19 protein-coding genes and 2 tRNA genes are annotated in these 20,451 nt (G+C 64.8%); 4 read left to right on the top strand and 17 right to left on the bottom strand.

The features are described from left to right. Positions 1-2: 2 nt before the first annotated feature. The 17 genes from ABKS89_RS28435 to panM form a co-directional block, all read right to left on the bottom strand. Positions 3-980: a glycosyltransferase family 2 protein gene (locus ABKS89_RS28435; RefSeq protein WP_348588446.1), complete on the bottom strand. Its 978-nt coding sequence runs from the start codon at positions 978-980 to the stop codon at positions 3-5. A gap of 321 nt (positions 981-1,301) precedes the next feature. Beyond that, positions 1,302-1,377: transfer RNA gene (locus tag ABKS89_RS28430), tRNA-Thr, on the bottom strand. Between the two features lie 74 nt (positions 1,378-1,451). Continuing rightward, on the bottom strand, positions 1,452-2,990 hold the full coding sequence (locus ABKS89_RS28425) for a DHA2 family efflux MFS transporter permease subunit (RefSeq protein WP_348588445.1): 1,539 nt from the start codon (positions 2,988-2,990) through the stop codon (positions 1,452-1,454). 13 nt (positions 2,991-3,003) lie between these two features. Beyond that, entirely contained in the window at positions 3,004-4,188 is a 1,185-nt protein-coding gene (locus tag ABKS89_RS28420) for an HlyD family secretion protein (RefSeq protein WP_138213827.1), read from the bottom strand. Positions 4,189-4,202: 14 nt separating this feature from the next. Next, positions 4,203-5,684 carry an efflux transporter outer membrane subunit gene (locus ABKS89_RS28415; protein WP_348588444.1) on the bottom strand — a complete coding sequence of 494 codons (1,482 nt, stop codon included), beginning with the start codon at positions 5,682-5,684 and terminating at the stop codon, positions 4,203-4,205. Continuing rightward, positions 5,681-6,160 (bottom strand): MarR family winged helix-turn-helix transcriptional regulator, encoded by a 480-nt coding sequence (locus ABKS89_RS28410; RefSeq protein WP_348588443.1) that lies wholly within the window; start codon positions 6,158-6,160, stop codon positions 5,681-5,683. The genes ABKS89_RS28415 and ABKS89_RS28410 overlap by 4 nt, the downstream gene beginning before the upstream one ends. Before the next feature lie 388 nt (positions 6,161-6,548). Then, entirely contained in the window at positions 6,549-7,766 is a 1,218-nt protein-coding gene (locus tag ABKS89_RS28405) for a methyltransferase (RefSeq protein ID WP_348588581.1), read from the bottom strand. A 69-nt stretch (positions 7,767-7,835) separates the two neighbouring features. Continuing rightward, positions 7,836-8,528 carry an ABC transporter permease gene (locus tag ABKS89_RS28400; RefSeq protein ID WP_138213830.1) on the bottom strand — a complete coding sequence of 231 codons (693 nt, stop codon included), beginning with the start codon at positions 8,526-8,528 and terminating at the stop codon, positions 7,836-7,838. After that, the gene (locus tag ABKS89_RS28395) at positions 8,525-9,220 is read right to left on the bottom strand and encodes an ABC transporter permease (protein WP_138213831.1); all 696 of its coding nucleotides are present in this window, start codon (positions 9,218-9,220) and stop codon (positions 8,525-8,527) included. The genes ABKS89_RS28400 and ABKS89_RS28395 overlap by 4 nt, the downstream gene beginning before the upstream one ends. 56 nt (positions 9,221-9,276) lie before the next feature. After that, positions 9,277-10,029 (bottom strand): ABC transporter substrate-binding protein, encoded by a 753-nt coding sequence (locus ABKS89_RS28390; protein WP_138213832.1) that lies wholly within the window; start codon positions 10,027-10,029, stop codon positions 9,277-9,279. 14 nt (positions 10,030-10,043) lie between these two features. Beyond that, on the bottom strand, positions 10,044-10,817 hold the full coding sequence (locus ABKS89_RS28385; RefSeq protein ID WP_045215765.1) for an ABC transporter ATP-binding protein: 774 nt from the start codon (positions 10,815-10,817) through the stop codon (positions 10,044-10,046). 283 nt (positions 10,818-11,100) lie between these two features. After that, complete coding sequence (locus ABKS89_RS28380) at positions 11,101-13,434, bottom strand: LTA synthase family protein (protein ID WP_348588442.1); 2,334 nt, start codon at positions 13,432-13,434, stop codon at positions 11,101-11,103. Positions 13,435-13,665: 231 nt separating this feature from the next. Next, positions 13,666-13,741 (bottom strand) — tRNA-Phe (locus ABKS89_RS28375). Between the two features lie 78 nt (positions 13,742-13,819). After that, positions 13,820-14,092, bottom strand: a complete 273-nt coding sequence (locus tag ABKS89_RS28370) for an oxidative damage protection protein (protein WP_138213851.1) — start codon at positions 14,090-14,092, stop codon at positions 13,820-13,822. Continuing rightward, positions 14,089-15,156, bottom strand: coding sequence for an A/G-specific adenine glycosylase (mutY, locus tag ABKS89_RS28365; RefSeq protein ID WP_138213852.1), 1,068 nt, complete (start codon positions 15,154-15,156; stop codon positions 14,089-14,091). The genes ABKS89_RS28370 and mutY overlap by 4 nt, the downstream gene beginning before the upstream one ends. Beyond that, complete coding sequence (locus ABKS89_RS28360) at positions 15,153-17,387, bottom strand: AsmA family protein (RefSeq protein ID WP_348588441.1); 2,235 nt, start codon at positions 17,385-17,387, stop codon at positions 15,153-15,155. Before ABKS89_RS28360 ends, mutY begins: the two co-directional genes overlap by 4 nt. Before the next feature lie 141 nt (positions 17,388-17,528). Beyond that, positions 17,529-17,927, bottom strand: a complete 399-nt coding sequence (gene panM / locus ABKS89_RS28355; RefSeq protein ID WP_138213854.1) for an aspartate 1-decarboxylase autocleavage activator PanM — start codon at positions 17,925-17,927, stop codon at positions 17,529-17,531. Between the two features lie 140 nt (positions 17,928-18,067). Here panM and hisB point away from each other — a divergent pair, with 140 nt between their 5' ends. From hisB to hisA, 4 genes are read left to right on the top strand one after another with little or no spacing between them, the layout of a single operon-like run. After that, the gene (gene hisB / locus ABKS89_RS28350; protein WP_015479330.1) at positions 18,068-18,661 is read left to right on the top strand and encodes an imidazoleglycerol-phosphate dehydratase HisB; all 594 of its coding nucleotides are present in this window, start codon (positions 18,068-18,070) and stop codon (positions 18,659-18,661) included. Then, positions 18,661-19,299, top strand: coding sequence for an imidazole glycerol phosphate synthase subunit HisH (gene hisH, locus ABKS89_RS28345; RefSeq protein ID WP_081515338.1), 639 nt, complete (start codon positions 18,661-18,663; stop codon positions 19,297-19,299). Before hisB ends, hisH begins: the two co-directional genes overlap by 1 nt. A gap of 3 nt (positions 19,300-19,302) precedes the next feature. Continuing rightward, complete coding sequence (locus ABKS89_RS28340) at positions 19,303-19,563, top strand: DUF2164 domain-containing protein (protein WP_045215778.1); 261 nt, start codon at positions 19,303-19,305, stop codon at positions 19,561-19,563. Positions 19,564-19,603: 40 nt separating this feature from the next. Continuing rightward, positions 19,604-20,341, top strand: a complete 738-nt coding sequence (gene hisA / locus ABKS89_RS28335; protein WP_054910490.1) for a 1-(5-phosphoribosyl)-5-[(5-phosphoribosylamino)methylideneamino]imidazole-4-carboxamide isomerase — start codon at positions 19,604-19,606, stop codon at positions 20,339-20,341. Positions 20,342-20,451 lie beyond the last annotated feature (110 nt).

Raw genomic sequence — 20,451 nt, 5'->3', positions numbered from 1 at the left:
AGTCATAGCCTCTGGAGAATGGCGGCAGCTGTCAGGCCGAGATTGCCAAGAAGAGTTTGCCGGTAGACGCCTGATCGGGATATCAGGAAAAGGCGCTTGAGAAGTGTGGATTTTCGGGCTTGCACGAACAGCGCGAGAGTTTGCTGGCTGTCCTTGCTCAATTGCCCCTGAATAGCCCTCATCGCTTGTAGATTGGCGTCGTTCCAGTCTTTGAAGGTTCCCGCGAGGAGCTTGTTCAGCCTCACGATCCGATCCTTGAAGCCTGAATTGGAGCCGATGAGGTTTCTGCCGTGCTGGCGATAGCCGATGGTGGGGGCGGATTCGTAATGGACGATGCCACCGCAGCCAGCGACCACCAGATAGGTCCACCAGTCGTGCGAAATGATCTGGTCGCCTTCATGGGTCTTCATCAGCAACGTACGCGTTGCTGCATTGAAGAGCATGGTGTTGCCGCCAGCGATGCTCTGTACAAGGGCATTGCGGAATGACGGTGGCGCGGAGAAAAGCGGTGAGTAGCCGATAGGCTCGCCGGCTTCGTCAATCAGTCGGGTTCTGCTGCAGAAGAGGGCTGGCTGAGTGGTCGCGATGGTTTCGCACCAGCGGACGCCGCATTCGAGTTTGCCGACTTCCCAGATGTCGTCCTGGTCGCAATAGGCGTAGTAGTCCGCTTCCAGCTCGGGCCGTTTCAGGAGGGAGAGGAAGTTGGCGGAAAAGCCCTTGCGCGGGCCGGGGAAGATGACCAGTCGATCCTGTCCCAGGCTGAGCTGATACTCAGTGAGGATCGCCAGTGTCGAGTCGCTGGATCCATCGTCAGAGGTATAGATCACCCAGTTCTGGTGGGTCTGACTGATGAGGGAGTCGAGTTGTTCTCGCAGGAAGGGGGCGCCATTGAACGTCGACAACAGGATGGCCACGCGAGCATTCCTGCCGCGGCCGATGACTTCTCCTTGTTGTGTCTGAACCGCGCTCTTGGCGATCACTGCTGTGCCCCTGGCGGTTCCATCCGCATATTGAAAAAACGATTACTGACGCTTGTCGCTGTGTTTGCCGGATTGAGCTCAACCTTGAGCAGGGCTACGCCCCGTTGAAAAGCGGTCATTATATTCATGCAGCCTTCGCAGTAAACCTATTGTCTTCGCGAGTGGACTTGGATGGCTCCGACTCTCAACAGCAGGCGCATATAAAAGGCTTATGGATCGGCTACAAGCCCCAAGGTTCAGGCCATTCGTCTGATAGCGCGGCAGGCAATGGCACAAAAGCAAAGGCCCACCATGGAGGTGGGCCTTTGCTTTCTGGTGTTATGGTGCCGGCACCAGGAGTCGAACCCGGGACCTACTGATTACAAGTCAGTTGCTCTACCAGCTGAGCTATACCGGCAAGGAGGGGCGCCATTATAGTCACGGCGCCCTTGGTGTAAACCACTGATTTGTCAGAATGATCCGCAGTTTGGGTCAGTGCCCGCCAGCAGCCGCTGCGCCGGGCTTGGCGCCGAAGGGGGGCTTGGCCAGGCAGATGACCACCAGCATGGCGAGGAATACCCAGCCCAGCAGGGTGAAGTAGTCGATGGTGCTGATCATGTAGGCCTGGCTTTCCACCATCCGTTCAAGCAGCGCTGCGCTGTGCTGGCCGGGACCGCCGAGCTGTTCGACGGTGGCGCGGGTGGCCGGGTCGTACTGGCTGAGGTTTTCGGTCAGGTAGGCATGATGCATGGTCGCGCGGCGGTTCCAGATCCAGGTGGTCAGGGACGCGGCGAAGCTGCCGGCCAGGGTCCGCAGGAAGGTCGCAAGGCCAGAGCCGTCGGCAATCTGGTCCGGCGGCAGGTCGGAGAGCAGGATGCTCAGGATCGGCATGAAGAAGAACGCCACGCCCAGCCCCATGAACAGCTGTACCAGCGCGATGTGCAGGTAGTCGACGTCGGTGGTGAAGTCGGCGCGCATGAAGCAGGTCGCCGCCATCGCCAGGAACGCCAGCCCCGCCAGCAGGCGAAGATCGAAATTGTTCGCGTAGCGTCCGACCAGCGGAGAGAGGAATACGGGCAGGATGCCGATCGGCGCTGCCGCCAGACCTGCCCAGGTCGCCGTGTAACCCATCTGGGTCTGCAGCCACTGCGGCAGCAGCAGGTTCATGCCGAAGAAGCCGGCGTAGCCACCGACCAGCGCCAGGGTTCCCACCGTGAAGTTGCGGTGCACGAATAGTCGCAGGTTGACGATCGGGTGCTTGTCGGTCAGCTCCCAGATCACGAAGACCGCCAGGGCGATCGCCGCGATGACCGTGCCGCCGATGATGAAGCCGGACTCGAACCAGTCCAGGTCGTTGCCCTTGTCGAGGACGATCTGCAGGGCGCCGACGCCGATCACCAGCATCGCCAGGCCCATGTAGTCCATGGGTGCGTGCTTGATCACCACCGGGCGGGCGCGCAGCTGCTGGTAGACGACCATGGCGGCGAACAGGCCGATGGGCACGTTGATGAAGAAGATCCACGGCCAGCTGTAGCTGTCGGTGATCCAGCCGCCGAGGATGGGCCCGGCGATGGGCGCGACCACCGTCACCATCGCCAGCAGTGCCAGTGCCATCCCCCTTTTCGCCGGGGGATAGATGGAGATCAGCAGGGTCTGGGTGATCGGGTAGAGCGGCCCGGCGACGAAGCCCTGGATGGCCCGGAAGCCCACCAGCATGCCCATCTGCTGGGCGACGCCACAGAGGAACGAGGCGATCACGAAGAGCAGGGTGGCAGCAATGAACAGCCGCACCTCGCCGACCTTGCGGCTCAGCCAGCCGGTGAGCGGCAGAGCGATGGCGTTGCTCACCGCGAAAGAGGTGATGACCCAGGTGCCCTGCTCGGAGCTCACCCCGAGGTTGCCGGAGATGGTCGGCAGGGCGACGTTGGCGATGGTGGTGTCGAGCACCTGCATGAAGGTCGCCAGCGACAGGCCGATGGTGGCCATGACCAGGCTGGGTGGGCTGAAGCTGCTGCTGTTGGGCTGGCTCATGGCGGTAGTCGGATCAGCGCTGCGCGGTGCTGTGGTTGGCGTCGGCCAGGTTGGCCTGGATCAGCTTCTCGATCAGCTGGTCGGCTGAGGCCAGTTGCTCCTGGTACACGTCTGTGGAGAACACCGCCTCGTGCGGCGATTGCTGGGCGAGGGCGGGTCCGCTCTGGTCGTGCAGGCTGACGTTGACGTCCATGGACAAGCCGATGCGCAGCGGGTTCTTCGCCAGCTCCTCGGAGTTGATGCGGATGCGCACCGGGACGCGCTGGACGATCTTGATCCAGTTGCCGGTGGCGTTCTGCGCCGGCAGCAGGGAGAAGGCGCTGCCAGTGCCGACGCCGAGGCTGTCGACGGTGCCGGAGTACTTCACTTCGCCGCCATAGAGGTCGGAGCGGATTTCCACCGGCTGGCCGATGCGCATGTGCTTGAGCTGGGTTTCCTTGAAGTTGGCGTCGATCCACACCTGGTCCAGGGGGATCACCGCCATCAGCGCGGCGCCCGGCTGCACGCGCTGGCCGACCTGCACGGTGCGCTTGGCGACGTAGCCGGTGACCGGGGCGATGATGACCGCGCGGGCGTCGTCCAGGTAAGCCTGACGCAGCTTGGCGGCGGCGGCTTTGACGTCCGGGTGCGAGGCAATAACGGTGTCGTCGACCAGTGCGCGGTTGGTGTCCAGTTGCTGCTCGGAGCTGGTCAGCGAGCTGCGCGCGGTATCCAGTGCGTCGCGGGCGTGGGCCAGCTCCTCCTGGGAGATGGCGCCGTCGTTGGCGAGGTTCTGCCGGCGCTTGAAGTCGGCCTCGGCCTTGGTCAGGGCGACCTTCTTCGCGGCCACGTCGGCCTTGTAGCCGTCGACATTGCTGAACAGGCCGCGCACCTGGCGCACGGTGCGCGCGAGGTTGGCTTCGGCCTGCTGCAGGGCGATGTCGGCGTCGCTGGGGTCGAACTTCACCAGCACCTGGCCCTTGCGCACCAGGTCGCCGTCATCGGCGCCGATGCTGACCACGGTGCCGGTGATCTGCGGGGTGATCTGCACAACGTTGCCGTTCACGTAGGCATCGTCGGTGTCCTCGTGCCAGCGGCCGTAGAGGAGTTCCCAGGCGACGCTGGCAAGGCCGGCGAGGATGACGACGGCGAGCAGGATCAGCAGCCAGCGCTTGCGCTTGGGGTTGCCGTTCGGGGTTTCTTGGGTGGCGGTGCTCATGTCGGGTGCCTCGTTCAGTGCGCGGCGGCCGCGTTCGCCTGGGCGAGCGGGGCGGAGGTGGAAGTGGTGTCGGGCTGGTAGCCACCGCCCAGGGCCTGGACCAGTTGCACCGAGAGGTCGATGCGCTGGGCGTCCAGACTGGCCAGCTGGCGCTCGGCGAGGAGCAACTGTTGCTGCACGCTGAGGGCGTCGAGGTAGTTGCCGACGCCTTCGCCGTAACGGCGCATGGCCAGGTCGAAGTTGGATTTGGCGATGTCGCGGGCTTCGCGCTGGTCGTCGATCTGCTGCTCCAGCGAGCGCAGCTTGCCGAGGTCGTCGGTGACCTCGCCGAGGGCGTTGACCAGAGTCTTGTTGTACTGGGCGACGGCCAGGTCGTAGTCGGCATCCTTCCCGGCCAGGCTGGCGCGCAGGCGGCCACCGTCGAAGATCGGCAGGGAGATCGCCGGGGCGATCTGGAGGAACCGGCTCGGTGCCTTCAGCACGTCGCTGGTGTGCAGGGCGGCCAGACCGACCATCGCTCCCAGGTTCACGTTGGGATAGAACTCGGTCTTCGCCGAATCGATGCTTTTCGATGCCGCCTCGACCCGCCAGCGTGCAGCGACGATGTCCGGGCGACGCCCCAGCAGCTCGGCCGGCAGGTTCGATGGCAGGCTCAGCGCGCCGGGCTTGAGCACCTGCGGGCGCTGCAGGTCCTGGCCACGGTCAGGGCCCTGGCCGAGCAGGACGGCGAGGGCGATGCGGTCGCTGGCGATGTCCTGTTCCGCGGCGGCCAGTTGCTGCTTGGCGCTGGCGACCTGGGACTGCGTCTGCTGCAGCTGAACCTTGCTGTCCAGGCCTGCGTCCATGCGCTTCTGGCTGAGCTGGAAGAGATGCTGCGAGCGATCCAGTTCGTCTTTGGCCAGGTCGCGGGCGACGAAGGCGTGGGCCAGGTCGCTGTAGGCGCGGGCGACATTGGTGGAGAGCGTGATCGAGGCGGCCTGGCGGTCGACTTCGGCGGCGTTGGCCTGGCCGAGGGCGGCCTCCCAGGCGTCGCGCTGGCCGCCCCAGAGATCGAGGTCGTAGCTGAAGCTGAGCGACAGGTATTTCACCGCCGAGTAGCGACCGCCCATGGGCGCAGGAATCACGCTTTCCGGTGCGCGGATGCCGGCGTAGCTGGCGGTGCCTTTCACGCTGGGCATGCGCGCGGCGTCCTGCGCTTGCGCGGCGGCGATGGCCTGGCGGGCGCGTGCGCTGGCGATATCCAGGTCGGGCGTGCCGCGCAGGGCCTCGCCGATCAGGCCGTCCAGTTGCAGGTCGCCCAGGCTGGTCCACCAGTGTTCGCTGGGCCAGGCGGCGGTGGACAGCGGAGTGCCGTCGAGGCTGACGCCGGCCTTCAGGCTGGCGGGATCGACGGTCTTGCCGCTGGTGTCCAGGCCCGAGTAGCTGACGCAGCCGGAGAGTCCCAGCACGGCGGCAAACACGACGGCCGGCAGCAGGGCGATACGGAGGTGGTTCATGGTCTTTTCTCCTGCGCCGCGCAAAGGGCCGCGGCGCCGTGGGCGCGCAGGATCTTGTCGAGAAGGCCGGTGAGGGTCTGCAGTTCGTCGCGGGAGAGACCGCCGACCAGCTCGTTCATGGCTGCAGCGGCGATGCTCGGGGCTTCGTCATTCACGGCCTGTCCGGCCGGGCTCAGGCTCAGGCGCACGCTGCGGCGATCGTTTGGGCAGGGCTCGCGGAGCAGCAGGTCCTTGCGCGCGAGCCGGTCGAGCATGCGGGTCATCGAGCCGCTGTCGATGGACAGCTCGCGGCACAGCTCGGCCGGGGTATTGGCGCGGTCGTTGCCGATGAAGAACAGCACCTTGAACTGCGCAGCGGTGATGTCCAGGTGCGCAAGGTGCTTGTCCAGCAGGCGATCCTTGAGGATGGCGGTGGCGCCCAGCAACTGGCCGATGGAGCCTTTGAACGGAAAATCCGCGACGTCGTAGTGATTCATGTCAAAACAGATAGCTGCTTAGGCAGTGAAATGTTTCGAAATGATACTGCCTAGGCAGCAATTGACAAGATTCGATTGTCGCGATTACGCAACAATCCGTTCGACGAAGCGCCATTGGAGCAGGATTGGCAACAGGAATGGCTGATTTCCTACACCGTCGGCGGCCTTTATGCACAAGGGGGAAAGCTTTAGGGCGCAAATTGCATATGAGATGTGATAGCAATCACGAAGTATCGTAACCAGCTGTTTTTTAAAGATTAAATTTATGTGTACAGAAAATGACCAGATCGCAGCGAGGCGGTCTGGACGGTAAGGAAGGGCAGTTTTTTCCGGGGTTACGAACAGAGTTATCCACAGGGTCTGTGGGTGAAGCCCTGGAACGCCCGTCTCAGATGCGTTCGGCCAGCAACAGCAGGTTGCGTGGGGTCATCCGGGTGGCGCAGAAGGCGCCCAGGGTGGCGCGATAGCCTTGTTCCTCGAGGAATAACGCGCGGTCGAGCGCCAGCCACAGTTCCATGGGGCGGCGGAACAGTCCGCGCACCAGTTCGAGGTTGCGGACCTGGGCCAGGCGTTGCCAGCCTCTGGCCTCCAGTTGCTGCCAGTCGGTGCCAACGGGCAGGTCGAGTCCCCTGAGCGCGGCGAGGTCGCGGCAATAGTCGGCCAACGGCTTGTCCAGCCAGCTCAGCGGCACGGAAGGGATTGTCAGGTAGTCGTTGCTGCCGCGGACTTCCCGTTGCAGCAGGTCGAAAGCCAGCCGCCGCGCCATCGAGCCGTCGCGCTGGCGGCGCACGCGGGCGCCGGCGGTCACGGTCTCGGCTTGCGGAAGGCGCAGGTCACTGCGCGACAGTTGCAGGGCGGATTTTTGCGCGGTCTTCGAAAGCGGCCGGTAGTGCTCGTTGTCGATGCGGTTGTAGCAGCAGGGCGCCACCGCCAGTTGGCGGCAGCCTCGGCTGCTGGCCAGTTGCAGCAGGCGCACGTGCAGGTCGCCGCAGGCATGCAGGGCAACGGCAGTGTGCTCGGCCTGCAGGTGTTCATCGGCATCCGGCGCAAGCACATCCTGCTGACGATGGCGGGCCTGCAATCGCAGCCGGTCGCTCAGGCGCTGGCCGTCGCCCACCAGCGCAGGGTCGTATTCCAGGCTCAGCAATGGCTTGCCGTTGCGCGCCAGCAGTCGGCCCAGATGACCTTTGCCGGCGCACCAGTCCAGCCAATGTTGCGGCGCTGTGGCGAAATCCAGGCGGCTGGCGAAGGCTTCGATCTGTTGCCACTTGCGACCGGGAACGTCGACCGTCAATTGATTCGGCAACTTGCCCAGTGGCGTTGCCGGGAGTTCGCCGACGACGGACAGCTGCACGGCGGTGGCAGCCAATGCAGGGAAGGGCGCGGGGGCGTCGAGCTGCTCGGGCGCGTTGTGCACCGCCTCGGCATCATCGAGGCTGCGGCTGCGCAGCCAGGCGGCCAGTTCGGGGTGGTCGCGCTCCCAGGCCAGCTCCAGCACCGTGAAGGGTTTCGGCCGCCACAGCGCCTGATGTTCCAGCAGGAAGCGATCCAGCGCCTGGAAGCGCTGGAGCAGGTCGGAGCCGGTCAGGGGAGTGTCGTTCGGGATCACGATGCGAAGCGGAGGCAAACCACGGGGCGCGCATTATAGCGGCCCCTTGGGCGAGCGGCGCGCCGGTCAGCGGCCCTGCATGGAGTCCACCTTCAGCCAGCGTTCCAGCAGGCGGAAGATGCGGGTCAGCAGCAGGGTGATGACCAGGTAGAACAGGCCGGCGAGGCAGAAGAACAGCATCGCCTCGTAGGTGCGCGCGATGATGGTGCGGGTCATGCCCATGATGTCGAACAGGGTCACGGTGTACACCACGGCGCTGGCCTTGAGCATGAGGATCACCTCGTTGCTGTAGGCTGGCATCGCGATCCGCGCGGCGCGCGGCAGGATGATGTGGAACAGCGCCTGGCGCCGGGACATGCCCAGCGCGCGGGCGGCTTCCACTTCACCCACCGGGATGGCATGGATGGCGCCGCGCAGGATCTCGGCGATGTAGGCCGCGGTGTGCAGGGTCATGGTCAGCAGGGCACACCAGTACGGGTCGCGCAGGTACGGCCAGAGTGGCCCCTTGCGCACGCTCTCGAACTGGGCAAAGCCGTAGTAGACGATGAACAACTGCAGCAGCAGTGGCGTGCCGCGGAAGAAGAAGATGTAGGTGTAGGGCACCGCGCGCACGTACCAGTGCCGCGAGGCGCGGGCGATGCCCAGCGGTACGGCCAGGCAAAGTCCGGCGACCACGGCGATGGCCAGCAGCTCCAGGGTCAGGGTGGCGCCCTGGAGCATCTTCGGCAGCCACTTGAGGATCAGCTCGAGATCGGTCATAGCTCGTTCCTCACGAAGCCACGGCCGGCGCGACGCTCGAGGAAGTGCAGGGCGGCCATGATGAAGACGGTCAGGCCCAGGTAGATGAAGGCCGCGGTCATGTAGAAGGTGAAGGGCTCCTTGGTCGCGTTGGAGGCGACCTGGGCCTTGCGCATGATCTCGTCGAGGGTAATCAGCGAGACCAGGGCGGTGTCTTTCAGCAGGATCAGGTAGAGGTTGCCCAGTCCCGGCAGCGCCACGCGCCATACCTGCGGCAGCACGATGCGCCAGAAGATGCGCGGAGCGGAGAGCCCCAGCGCTTGGCCGGCCTCGCGGTGGCCCTTGGGAATCGCCAGCAGCGCGCCACGGAAGACTTCGGTGGCGTAGGCGCCGAAGCACAGGCCCAGGGCGCAGGTGCCCGCGGCAAAGGGCGACAGGGCGAACTCGGGGTAGCCGAACAGGTCACCGATGGCGTTCAGGCCGGCCACGGTGCCGAAATAGATCATCAGTACCCAGAGTGTCTCGGGTACGCCGCGCACTACGGTCGTGTAGAAGCCGCCGAGCATGCGCAGGAAGCCGTTCTTCGAGGTCTTGGCGATGGCGCCGAGCAGGCCCAGGACCAGTCCCACGCAGACTGCGGCGAGCGAAAGCTTGAGCGTCATCCAGGTGCCGGCGATCAACTGATCGCCAAAGCCGTGCAGGTCGAAAATCATGGGGAGTCACGCCTGAAGGCGCGCGCCGCCCGGCGAGGGGCGGCGCGGCACGTGCATCAGTAGATGCTGAAGGGGAAGTACTTGTCGTTGATCTTCTTGTAGGTACCGTCGTCGACGATTTCCTTCAGAGCGGCGTTCAGCTTGTCACGCAGCGGGTCGCCCTTGCGCACGGCGATGCCGATCTTGTCGTTGTCGAACACCGGCTCGCCCTTGAACTCGAAGTCCTTGCCGGCGTCGCTCTTGAGCCAGTCGTACTGCACGAACTTGTCGGCCAGCACGCCGTCGAGGCGGCCCGAGGACAGGTCGAGGTAGGCGTTTTCCTGGGTGTCGTAGAGCTTGATGGTGACGGTGTCGGACATGTTGTCCTCAAGCCAGGTACCGGCGATGGTCGCGCGCTGCGCACCGATCACCTTGCCCTTGAGGTAGCCCTTGTCGGTCTTGAAGTCGGTCGACTTCGGCGCCACGAACTGCAGCTTGTTGGTGTAGTAGGCGTTGGTGAAATCAACGGCCTGCTTGCGTTCATCGGTGATCGACATGGAAGCGACGATGAAGTCGAACTTCTTGGCGTTCAGGGCCGGGATGATGCCATCCCAGTCGGAGGTGACGACGTCGCACTCGGTCTTCATCTTGGCGCACAGCGCCTTGCCGATCTCGATATCGAAACCGACGACCTGGCCGCTGGCGTCGATGCCGTTGAAGGGCGGGTAGGCGCCTTCGGTACCGATGCGCAGTTTGTCCGCGGCGATGGCCTGGCTCCCCAGTGCGAAGGTGGCCGCGATAGCCAGAACGATCTTCTTATAGTTGTTCATGCAGTGATGCTCCGTTAGCGGTGGCTGGACATGAATTGTTTACAGCGTGCCGATTGCGGGTTGTCAAATACCTGCTGCGGCGGTCCCTGCTCTTCTACCAGGCCCTGGTGGAGGAACACCACCTCACTGGATACCTGGCGGGCAAAGTTCATTTCATGGGTCACCAGCAGCATGGTGCGACCCTCATCGGCGAGCGCGCGGATAACGTTAAGCACTTCCTGGACCATTTCCGGGTCCAGTGCCGACGTCGGCTCGTCGAAGAGGATGACCTTGGGCTGCATCGCCAGGGTGCGGGCGATGGCGGCGCGCTGCTGCTGACCACCGGAAAGCTGCGCGGGGAAGCTGTGGCGCTTGTCGGAGATGCCGACCTTGGCCAGCAGGGCCTCGGCGATCTCGGTGGCTTCGGCCTTGGTCTTGCCCAGCACACGGCGCGGCGCCTCGATGATGTTGTCGAGGATGCTCATGTGCGGCCAGAGGTTGAAGTTCTGGAAGACGAAGCCCAGTTCGCTGCGCAGACGGTTGATCTGCTTGTTGTCCGAGGCAACCAGCGAGCCGTCCTTGGTCTTCTTCAGCTTGAGTTCTTCACCGGCGACCAGGATCTGGCCCTGGTGCGGGTTCTCCAGCAGGTTGATGCAGCGCAGGAACGTGGATTTACCGGAACCGGAGGAGCCGAGAATGGAAATCACATCGCCGTCGCGGGCGGTCAGGGAAATGCCTTTGAGCACTTCCAGGTCACCGTAACGCTTGTGCAGGTTACGGATTTCCAGTGCGGGTATGGCCGTGGCCATAGGGGGCTCCTCTATTGTTATTCGGACGCTTTCGCAGCAGGTCACTGCAGAATCGGGGCCATCCTGGCGAGGGGCAACCTAACACGCACTCCGGAGTGCGCCAAGCGCCCATCTGCCGCGGTCGTCGGCTGTAGTGGCAAGTTGTCGCATTGCCGCTCGGCGTTGTCGCCTGGGCTGAACTAGCTGCGCCGGATGAGGGCGTCGGCGGATGGCGCGGGGGCGGGATAGTGCCAGTTTAGACCCGTCAGTAAAAGTCCGGCGGCCCTGGGGCCGCCGGTGGGGGTTACTGCATCATCTGCCGCAGCTGCGGGTTCGGATCTTCGAGTGCTTCGGCGGGCGTGATGTCGTCCTGGGAATCCGGTGGTTGGCTGGCCATCAGGTTCGGGTGCCCGGACAGGCGCGGGATCGTCAGCGGCTTGTTGGCGTCGGCCAGGCCCGTGCCGCCGCCTTCGGTGGCGTTGATCGTCGATTTGCGCGGCTGGGTCAGCACGTGGAAATCGGTGATCTCGATGACGCCCTTGCCTTCTGCAAGCAGGTGGAAGGAGAACGCCTTGCGCGCTTCTTCGTTATCGAAGCCGAAGGTCACTTCCAGCGGCTGGTTGCGTTTCACCAGCGGGAAGTCCGGCATCTCGATGGGCACCGGCTTCTCGAAGGAGCGCGTCTTGAGCGTCACTTTCGCCCCATTGGCGTCCATCTGGATCGCGCGAATCTTCAGGCGCACCGTGGTGTGGGTGTTGGCCGGGAATTCCAGGTACTGCGCGCCGATCAGGTTGTCGGTGTACTCGTTGTCGATCTGCGGCTTCAGGCGGATGCGTTCCTTGGTCGCGAACTGGTATTCGCGGGCCGACTGCGCCTTGGTCACCGACTGGTCGAGGATGTCCGCGCGGGCAGTCATCAGGCGGGCGTCGCGACCGCTGAAGCGGCCTTCGAACTTGGCGGTGTCGGCGATGAAGCCGTCACTCTTGTAGCGCCGGCAGACCTGCTGGAAGTCGCACTCGGTGAAGTTGCCCTTGCCGTCGTGATAACGCTGCATGCCGTTGGTGAAGGACACCATCTCGCGGCCGCTGGTGTATTCGCGGAACAGCGAGCGACCGGCGATATCCTGCGGCGCCTTGATCGCGAAGTAGTCGAGCACCGAGGACTCCAGGTCGACATGGCCGTAGACGCCGGCCTTCACCGGCGGCAGTGCGGCCTGTTCCGGTGCAAGGATCAGGTTCAGGCCCCAGGCCGAGGCAAGGCGCACGTTGTCGATGCCATGGGATTCGTCGGAGGTGACGATCACCAGGGTGTCCTTGAGCACGCCTTTTTCTTCCAGGCCCTTGAGGAAGGCGTCGACGGCATCGTCCAGGTAGGCAACGGCTGCCTGCCGTGGGGTCGGGTACTTGGCCAGGTATTCCGGCGTGGCCGAATACGGCTGGTGGGTGCCGACGGTGAGCAGGGTGAGCATCCACGGCTGCTTCTTCTGGCGCAGCTGGCCGACATAGTCCAGCGCACCTTCGAAGAAGGCCTTGTCATCCATGCCCCAGGCGAACTCCAGGTAGGGCTTCTTCTTGAACCAGTCGCGGCCCAGGGTCTTGTCGAAGCCCATGGCTGGCATGACCTTGTCCTTGGCCATGAAGCGCAGCCCGGCGCCCTGCAGGAAGTGGGTGCTGAAGCCGGCCTGGTGCATCTGCGCCGGCAGGCATTCGGCGGCGCGGGTCGGATTGCCCAGCAGCTCGACGCCCTTGGGCGTGCCGTTGTCCAGCTTGCTGTAGTCGCCGCAGAGCATGGCGTAGAGGCCGCGGATGGTCTGGTGGCTGTGCACCACGTAGTCCGGGGTGGTCATGGCGCGCTCGGCCCAGGTGCTCAGGCGCGGCATCATCGATTCTTCGTAACTGCTGCTCAGGGCGGCACGGTTGGTGGCGACGTAGGCGCCGGGAATACCTTCCATGGCGATGATCAGCACGTTCTTCGCCTGGCCGCGGCCAGCCAGCAGCGGAGTGCCGTGGAGGTCGTGCTGGGTCAGGCCGGTGACGTCCGGGCGGGCCTCCGGCTGGCCGCGGTCGCGCCAGTCCTGGTAGGCCATTTCGCCGCTGGTGACGGCGCGGGAGACCAGCTGGTGCGGCAGGTTGAACTGCTTCCACATTTCCGCATCGCTGGGCTGGAAGTACTGCACGCTTGCGTGGGCGGCCAGCAGCACGGCCGGCACAGCATAGGCGTAGCCTGGCAGCGGCTTTTCGCGGCGGCGCCAGAGCAGCGCGCAGAGCAGGATGCCAGCGCCGATCAGGATCGCCAGGTGCAGGTGGTTGAGGCCGCCGCCCTCGGTGGAGTTGGCGACGAAGGTCGGGTCGGCGAGGAAGTGCAGGTCTTCCGGCGCAGGCATGCGGCCCACGGCGCTGACCAGCTCGGCGGTGCCAATCACCGAAAGCGCCCAGACCAGCATGACCGGAATGGCGATGAGCAGTCGTCGGTTGTGCAGTGCGACGACCAGCAGGGTGCCGAGCGCCAGGTCCGACAGGTAGCCCAACGGGGAGCCCCAGCCAAGGCTGTAGCGGCCGATCAGCGGCACCAGCAGGAAGAGGGCAGACAGGGAAACCAGGTTGCCCCGGGAATTCCACCAGCTTATGAGTTTGCGCACAGTGACTCCGCTACGAAACATCGAATCCCGGAGGGTATCCCACTGAAGTGTGGAAATCGTCCGGATGGTCATGATTCTGAAAGATCGATGTGCTATGTGCCAGTAGACACTGCAGTTAGGCAAACATTCGATACGAATCGTGGGAGCGTGCGGGGGCGGGGGAGTGACTTGTGCGGAGCGGAATGAAAAAGCCCCTGAAATCTCGCGATTTCAGGGGCTTTTCGGAAGGCTTGGTGCCCAGGGACGGAATCGAACCGCCGACACGGGGATTTTCAATCCCCTGCTCTACCAACTGAGCTACCTGGGCAACGTGGCGCGCATTAAAAGGGTTTTCGGAAGGGGTGTCAAGCGTGCCGCGAAAAAATTTTTCAAATAATACCGAAGCTTACGCGCTGGGCGGGACGTAGCCCTCGGCCTGCGCGTATTCCTCGCCCGACAGGAACTTGTCCATCTCGGCGGTGAGGAACTTGCGATCCTCGGCATTCATCATGTTCAGGCGACGCTCGTTGATCAGCATGGTCTGGTGCTTCTGCCATTCCTCCCAGGCTTTCTTCGAGACGTGCTCGTAGATGTCCTGGCCTTTGGCTCCGGGATAGGGCGCGCGATCGAGGCCGGGCAGCTCTTCTTTGAATTTGCGGCACATCACCAGTCGGGTCATGACATTTCTCCTGCGTTCAACACGTCGGCGGCTCGTTTGAGCAGCTTCTTCACCGGGGCGGCAAGGCCGAGCCGCGGCGGGGTGGCGAGGTTATACCAGAGCCAGTCGGCCTCGGCCACGGCGGTGGCTGCGTCCTCGACGCGCACCAGCCAGGGCTCGATGGCCAGCTGGAAGTGGCTGAAGGTATGGGTCAGGCCGGGCAGCTCGCGGCGCTCGCCCAGGCGCAGGGCGTGGCGCTGGGCCAGCGGGTCGAGGGCGGCCAGGTCGTCCAGTTCGGGGAAGCTCCACAGCCCGCCCCAGAGGCCAGTCGACGGACGGCGATAAAGCAGGATGTCGCCCTCGCGGTTGGCCAGGATCGGCATCAGCGTGCGCTTCTGCGGCAGCGCCTTGCGCGGCTTGGACACCGGGAAGTCGGTCTCGCGGCCGAGGAAGTGCGCGCGGCAGCCCTCGCGCAGCGGGCAGAGCAGGCAGCTCGGCTTGCTGCGGGTGCAGAGGGTGGCGCCCAGATCCATCATCGCCTGGGTGTAGTGGTTGACCCGCTCCTGCGGCGTGAAGCGCTCGGCGGCTTCCCACAGCTGCCTGGCAACCTTGGGCTCGCCCGGATAGCCGTCGCAGGCGATATAGCGCGCCAGCACGCGCTTGACGTTGCCGTCGAGGATCGGCGCACGCAGGCCCATGGAGATGCTGGCGATGGCGCCGGCGGTGGAGCGGCCGATGCCGGGCAGCTCGGCGAGCTGTTCGACGTCACGGGGGAATTCTCCGCCGTGCTGTTCCATCACCGTCTTCGCGGTCTTGTGCAGGTTGCGGGCGCGGGTGTAGTAGCCCAGGCCCGTCCACAGGTGCAGCACCTCGTCCTCTGGCGCGTTGGCGAGGTCTGCGACCGTCGGCAGCGCGGTCATGAAGCGGTCGTAATAGCCCATCACGGTGCTGACCTGGGTCTGCTGCAGCATGATTTCCGAAACCCACACCCGGTAGGGCGTGATGTTCTGCTGCCAGGGCAGGTCATGGCGGCCGTGCGTGTCGAACCAGTCGAGCACGGCCGAGTTGAAGCTTTGCGGGGTCACTTCTTGAACAGCCCTTTGAGTGCGTCTTTGAGTTCGGGACTGACCTTGTCGCCGAGCTTCTCTTCGAGTTTCTGGTTCAGCCGGTCCCCGGCCAAACGTGCGGCGATCTTGCCGATGCCGTCCTTGTCCAGGCGGCAGGCCTTGGCGCCCAGTTCCAGCGGGCCGCGGCAGCGCAGCGGCCATTCGATGCCGACGTAGCGCTTGTTCACTTCGCAGGCGGGGTCGGGCATGTCGCTCTTGTCGCCTTCGATGGTGACGCCGACGCGGTAGTCCATGCCCAGCACGCGCAGGTCGAGGTCGCCGTCGGCCTTGACGGTCAGGCCGGGGATGCTGGCCTTGAGGTCAGGGTTGCTGGCCACGCCATTGCGGAACACCAGGTTGCCCTGCAGCTCGCGGAAGGGCGTGTCCTTGCCGCCATGCTCGCCAGTCAGCGACTTGCGGTTGAGCGTGGCGATGCCCTGGCACAGCTGCTGTTCGAGGTTGGCGTTGAGCAGCACCCCCTGGGTCAGGACGAAGTGCGCGGTGCCGTTGAGGTTGTCGATCCAGGCCTTTTGACTGTTGCCCTGGGTGGTGATGTCGGCGTCAAGGTCCAGCAGGCCCTTCACCGGCGGCTTCTGGCCCTGGGATTCGAGCAGGCGCTCCACCGGTACGTCGGCGATGTGTTTCTTCGCCTGCAGGGTCGGTACGTCCTGGCGCACGTCGAGGGTGGCGGTGGCGTTGAACTTGCCGTCGTAAAGCTCGCCACGCAGGTCGTCGAGGTTGAGCAGGCCGCCCTGGCCACGCAGCTTGAGCACGGCGTTGTCGATGGGCAGCTTGTCCAGGGTCAGCTGGCCGAGGTTCAGGCCGGCGTCGAGGTCCAGCGCGCGCAGGCGGGCGATGGGCAGCAGCGGGGCATCGCTCCAGGCCTGCTGGGTCGGCTGGTTGGGCAGCGGGGTGTCGCCCTTGATGGCGTTCTGCGCGGTGGCGTCGACTTCGGCCTTGCGTGCGCTGTTGGTGGCGTCCTGGGCTTTCTTGACCTTGGCCGGCAGGTAGCGGTCGAGGTTCAGCTTGTCGCCGGACAGCTGGGCGCGGATCGCCTGCTTGCCGAAGTCGGCGATGCCGAGGTTGCCGCTGAAGGCGCTGTCGTCCAGCTTCAGGATGATGTCATTCAGGGCCAGGCTGTTACGGGTGCCGCTGACGCGGGTGGCCAGTTCCAGCTTGGTGAGGGTGGTGGCGTCGGCCATTTCCGGCAGGGTCTGGCCGATGCCTTCGAGGAATTCGCGCAGGTTGAACGGCGCCAGCGACAGGCCGCCGTCGAACTTGGGCTCTTTATCCAGCTCGCGGGCCTTCAGCTCGCCGAGGGCGCGCAACTGGTTGACGGTGACCTGTAGGCCGTTCCACTCGGCAACCTGGGCGGCCTGGTCGAGTACCAGCTGGCCCTGGGCGCTGTAGTTGGCGGTCTTGCCCTGGAACGGATCGCCGGAGACTTCGCCGGAGAGCTTGGCGTCTTCGAGCTGGTAGCGCTTGAGCGCGCGGTCGAAGCGCAGGTTGCCGGTCAGCTCGGTGCGCGCGCGGATCACCGGCTGGTTGGTGCCCAGGTAGGCGCTGAGTTTGACCGGGATGTTGCTGCCCTCGCGGATCGCGCCGGTGGTCAGCTCGATGCCTTCGACGCTGTAGTTCTTGCCGCTCTGGGCGTCGGCGTAGTCGATGCGGGCGTTCTTCACGCTGAGGCTGTCGATGTCCAGCTTCATCGCCTGGTGGCCTTCGCCGGCTGCGGGTTTGGCTGGCTCGCTCGGCGCCGGCGCCGGCGCCGGTTGTGCGGCGGGCGGCGTGCCGGTGGTCGGCTGGGTGGGCTTGCCGATGCTTTCCCAGTTGCCGACGCCGTTCTTGTCCTTGTTCAGGGACAGGGTCAGGCCTTCGACGCGGATGTCGCTCATCTGCACTTCTTTACGCAGCAGCGGCAGCACGCGTACGGACATGGCCAGCAGCTGCGCATCAGCGAACGGCTTGTCCGGCGTCTGCAGGCTCGCCACGCTGGTGTCATGCAGCTCCAGGCCCAGCCAGGGGAAGAGGCTCCAGCCGATGTCGCCCTTGAGGTTCAGCTCGAGGTTGGCCTTGTCCCGGGCGAGCTGGCGGATCTCGTCCTTGTAGTCGTTCGGGTCGAAGAAGTGGCTCAGCACGAAGCCGGCGGCGACGACGAGCAGCAGCAGGACCAGGGCAACGATGCCGATGATTTTGCCGAACGCTTTCATGTACGGGTCCTTGTTCAGGCGGCGGGTGGAGTAGCGGGAAAGTATACCAATGACGCAGCGGCGCCCCAGCCCGGAAAGGCGGGATCAGCTATTGCGAAGTTTGAACGGGGACTTGCCGCGCGGTTCCCCGGCGATGCCAGGTCAGGCAGGCAGCAGCGTCAGGCCCAGGTGCTCGGCGAAGCGCACGGCTTCGGGCTGGTCTTGCGGAGCGCTCAGGCGCAGCGCAGCGCCCTGCAGGACGGCCAGGCGTTGCGCCTCTTCCAGCAGGCGCCGGGCGACGCCACGGTTGCGGGTGATCTGGCGCACGCACAGGCGGGACAGTCGCCAAGTGTCTGCGTCGCGCTCGATCCAGGCGGCGCCCAGCAGGCGATCGTTGAAGCGCCCGGTGAACAGCCGGCCCTCGGCAAGCCCTTGCTCGACCAGTTCATTGGTATCGGCGAAGGGCGCCAGCAGCCATTGCGGCGCGTCGGCGTAGATCTTCAGCAGGTCCTGGCGGTCCTGGTCGCTGGGCTGGGTCAGGTGCTGGACGACGACGGGCATGGGCAATCCTCGAAAGGCGAGCCGCGCAGTGTAGGACTATCGGCCAGCGCCGACCACCGCCCATAGCCGCGCAGCGCACGGCGCGCCTATAATGCCGCCCCTTCTTATAATTACGTGCAGTGTTAGCTGTGGAGCTGGTGATGGCCGAACGCAAGGCATCCGTCGCGCGCGACACCCTGGAAACCCAGATCAAGGTTTCCATCGACCTGGATGGAACGGGCAAGGCCCGCTTCGATACCGGGGTTCCCTTCCTCGAGCACATGATGGACCAGATCGCCCGCCACGGCCTGATCGACCTGGACATCGAGTGCAAGGGCGACCTGCATATCGACGACCACCATACCGTCGAAGACATCGGCATCACCCTCGGCCAGGCTTTTGCCAAGGCCATCGGCGACAAGAAAGGCATCCGCCGCTACGGTCATGCCTACGTGCCGCTGGACGAGGCGCTGTCGCGCGTGGTCATCGACTTCTCCGGTCGCCCCGGCCTGCAGATGCACGTGCCGTTCACCCGCGCCAGCGTCGGTGGCTTCGATGTCGACCTGTTCATGGAGTTCTTCCAGGGCTTCGTCAACCACGCCAACGTCACCCTGCACATCGACAACCTGCGCGGGCACAACACCCACCACCAGATCGAGACGGTGTTCAAGGCCTTCGGCCGCGCGCTGCGCATGGCCATCGAACTGGATGAGCGCATGGCCGGCCAGATGCCGTCCACCAAAGGGTGCCTGTAATGCAGACGGTAGCCGTCATCGACTACGGCATGGGCAACCTGCACTCGGTGTCCAAGGCGCTTGAGCGCGTGGGTGCCGGTCGCGTGCTGGTGACCAGCGACGCCAACGTGATCCGCGAGGCGGACCGCGTGGTGTTCCCCGGCGTCGGCGCGATCCGCGACTGCATGGCCGAGATCAAGCGCCTGGGCTTCGACAGCCTGGTGCGCGAGGTCAGCCAGGACCGCCCGTTCCTCGGCATCTGCGTCGGCATGCAGGCGCTGCTGGAACGCAGCGAGGAGAACGACGGTGTCGACTGCATCGGCCTGTTTCCCGGCCAGGTGCGCTTCTTCGGCAAGGACCTGCACGAGGACGGCGAGCACCTGAAGGTGCCGCACATGGGCTGGAACGAGGTGGCGCAGAGCGTGGATCACCCGCTGTGGCACGACATCCCGGACCGCGCGCGCTTCTACTTCGTGCACAGCTACTACATCCAGGCCGGTAACCCGCGCCAGGTGGTCGGTCGCGGCCATTACGGCGTCGATTTCGCCGCCGCGCTGGCCGATGGCTCGCGCTTCGCCGTGCAGTTCCACCCGGAGAAGAGCCATACCCATGGCCTGCAGCTGCTGCAGAACTTCGCCGCCTGGGACGGGCGCTGGTAAGCCATGGCCCGCCAGAAGGACAAGCCGGCGATCCTCGAGCTCGATGGCGCCCAGCGCCAGAGTGCGGCGCGGGCGATCCAGCGCTTCCTCGAAGATCGCTTCGAGCTGGATGTCGGTTCCTTCGAGGCCGAAGAGGCGCTGGACTTCTTCCTGCGCGAGTTCGGCCCGCTGTTCTACAACAAGGCGATCTTCGACGTGCAATCTCACCTGAAAGACCGGTTCGAGAGCATCGAAAGCGACTTGTGGGCGCTCGAGAAGAGCTGACCCGACCCCATTCATCTTTGGATTCGAGCAGGTTCAACCCATGCTGATCATCCCCGCAATCGATCTGAAAGACGGCGCCTGCGTGCGCCTGCGCCAGGGCCTGATGGAAGACGCCACGGTGTTCTCCGACGACCCGGTGTCCATGGCCGCCAAGTGGGTGGAGGGCGGTTGCCGCCGTCTGCACCTGGTGGACCTGAACGGCGCCTTCGAAGGCAAGCCGGTCAACGGTGAAGTGGTCACCGCCATCGCCAAGCGCTACCCGAACCTGCCGATCCAGATCGGCGGCGGCATCCGCTCGCTGGAAACCATCGAGCACTATGTCCGTGCCGGCGTCAGCTATGTGATCATCGGCACCAAGGCGGTCAAGCAGCCGGAGTTTGTCGCCGAAGCGTGCAAGGCCTTCCCGGGCAAGGTGATCGTTGGCCTGGACGCGAAAGACGGTTTCGTCGCCACCGACGGCTGGGCGGAAGTGAGCTCGGTGCAGGTGATCGACCTGGCCAAGCGTTTCGAAGCCGATGGCGTCTCGGCGATCGTCTACACCGACATCGCGAAGGACGGCATGATGCAGGGCTGCAACGTCGAAGCCACTGCGGCCCTGGCCAACGCCACGCGCATCCCGGTGATCGCTTCGGGCGGCATCCACAACCTGGGTGACATTCAGAAGCTGCTGGACGCCCGCACTCCGGGCATCGTCGGCGCCATCACCGGCCGCGCGATCTACGAAGGCACCCTCGACGTCGCCGAAGCACAGGCGCTGTGCGACAGCTTCAAAGGCTGATCTGAACGCAGGCTGGGTGCGCCGCGATCAAGGTGCAGCCCGGCGATGAGGACCCTGGGTGGGGCAGCATGGGTATCGCTGCGCTCCACCCATCCTACGAGAGCATTGCT

The sequence above is a fragment of the Pseudomonas sp. LABIM340 genome (assembly GCF_040017195.2).
GTDB lineage: Bacteria > Pseudomonadota > Gammaproteobacteria > Pseudomonadales > Pseudomonadaceae > Pseudomonas.
The sequence above is the reverse complement of the archived record's forward strand: the minus strand, read 5'-3'. Positions and strand labels throughout refer to the sequence as shown.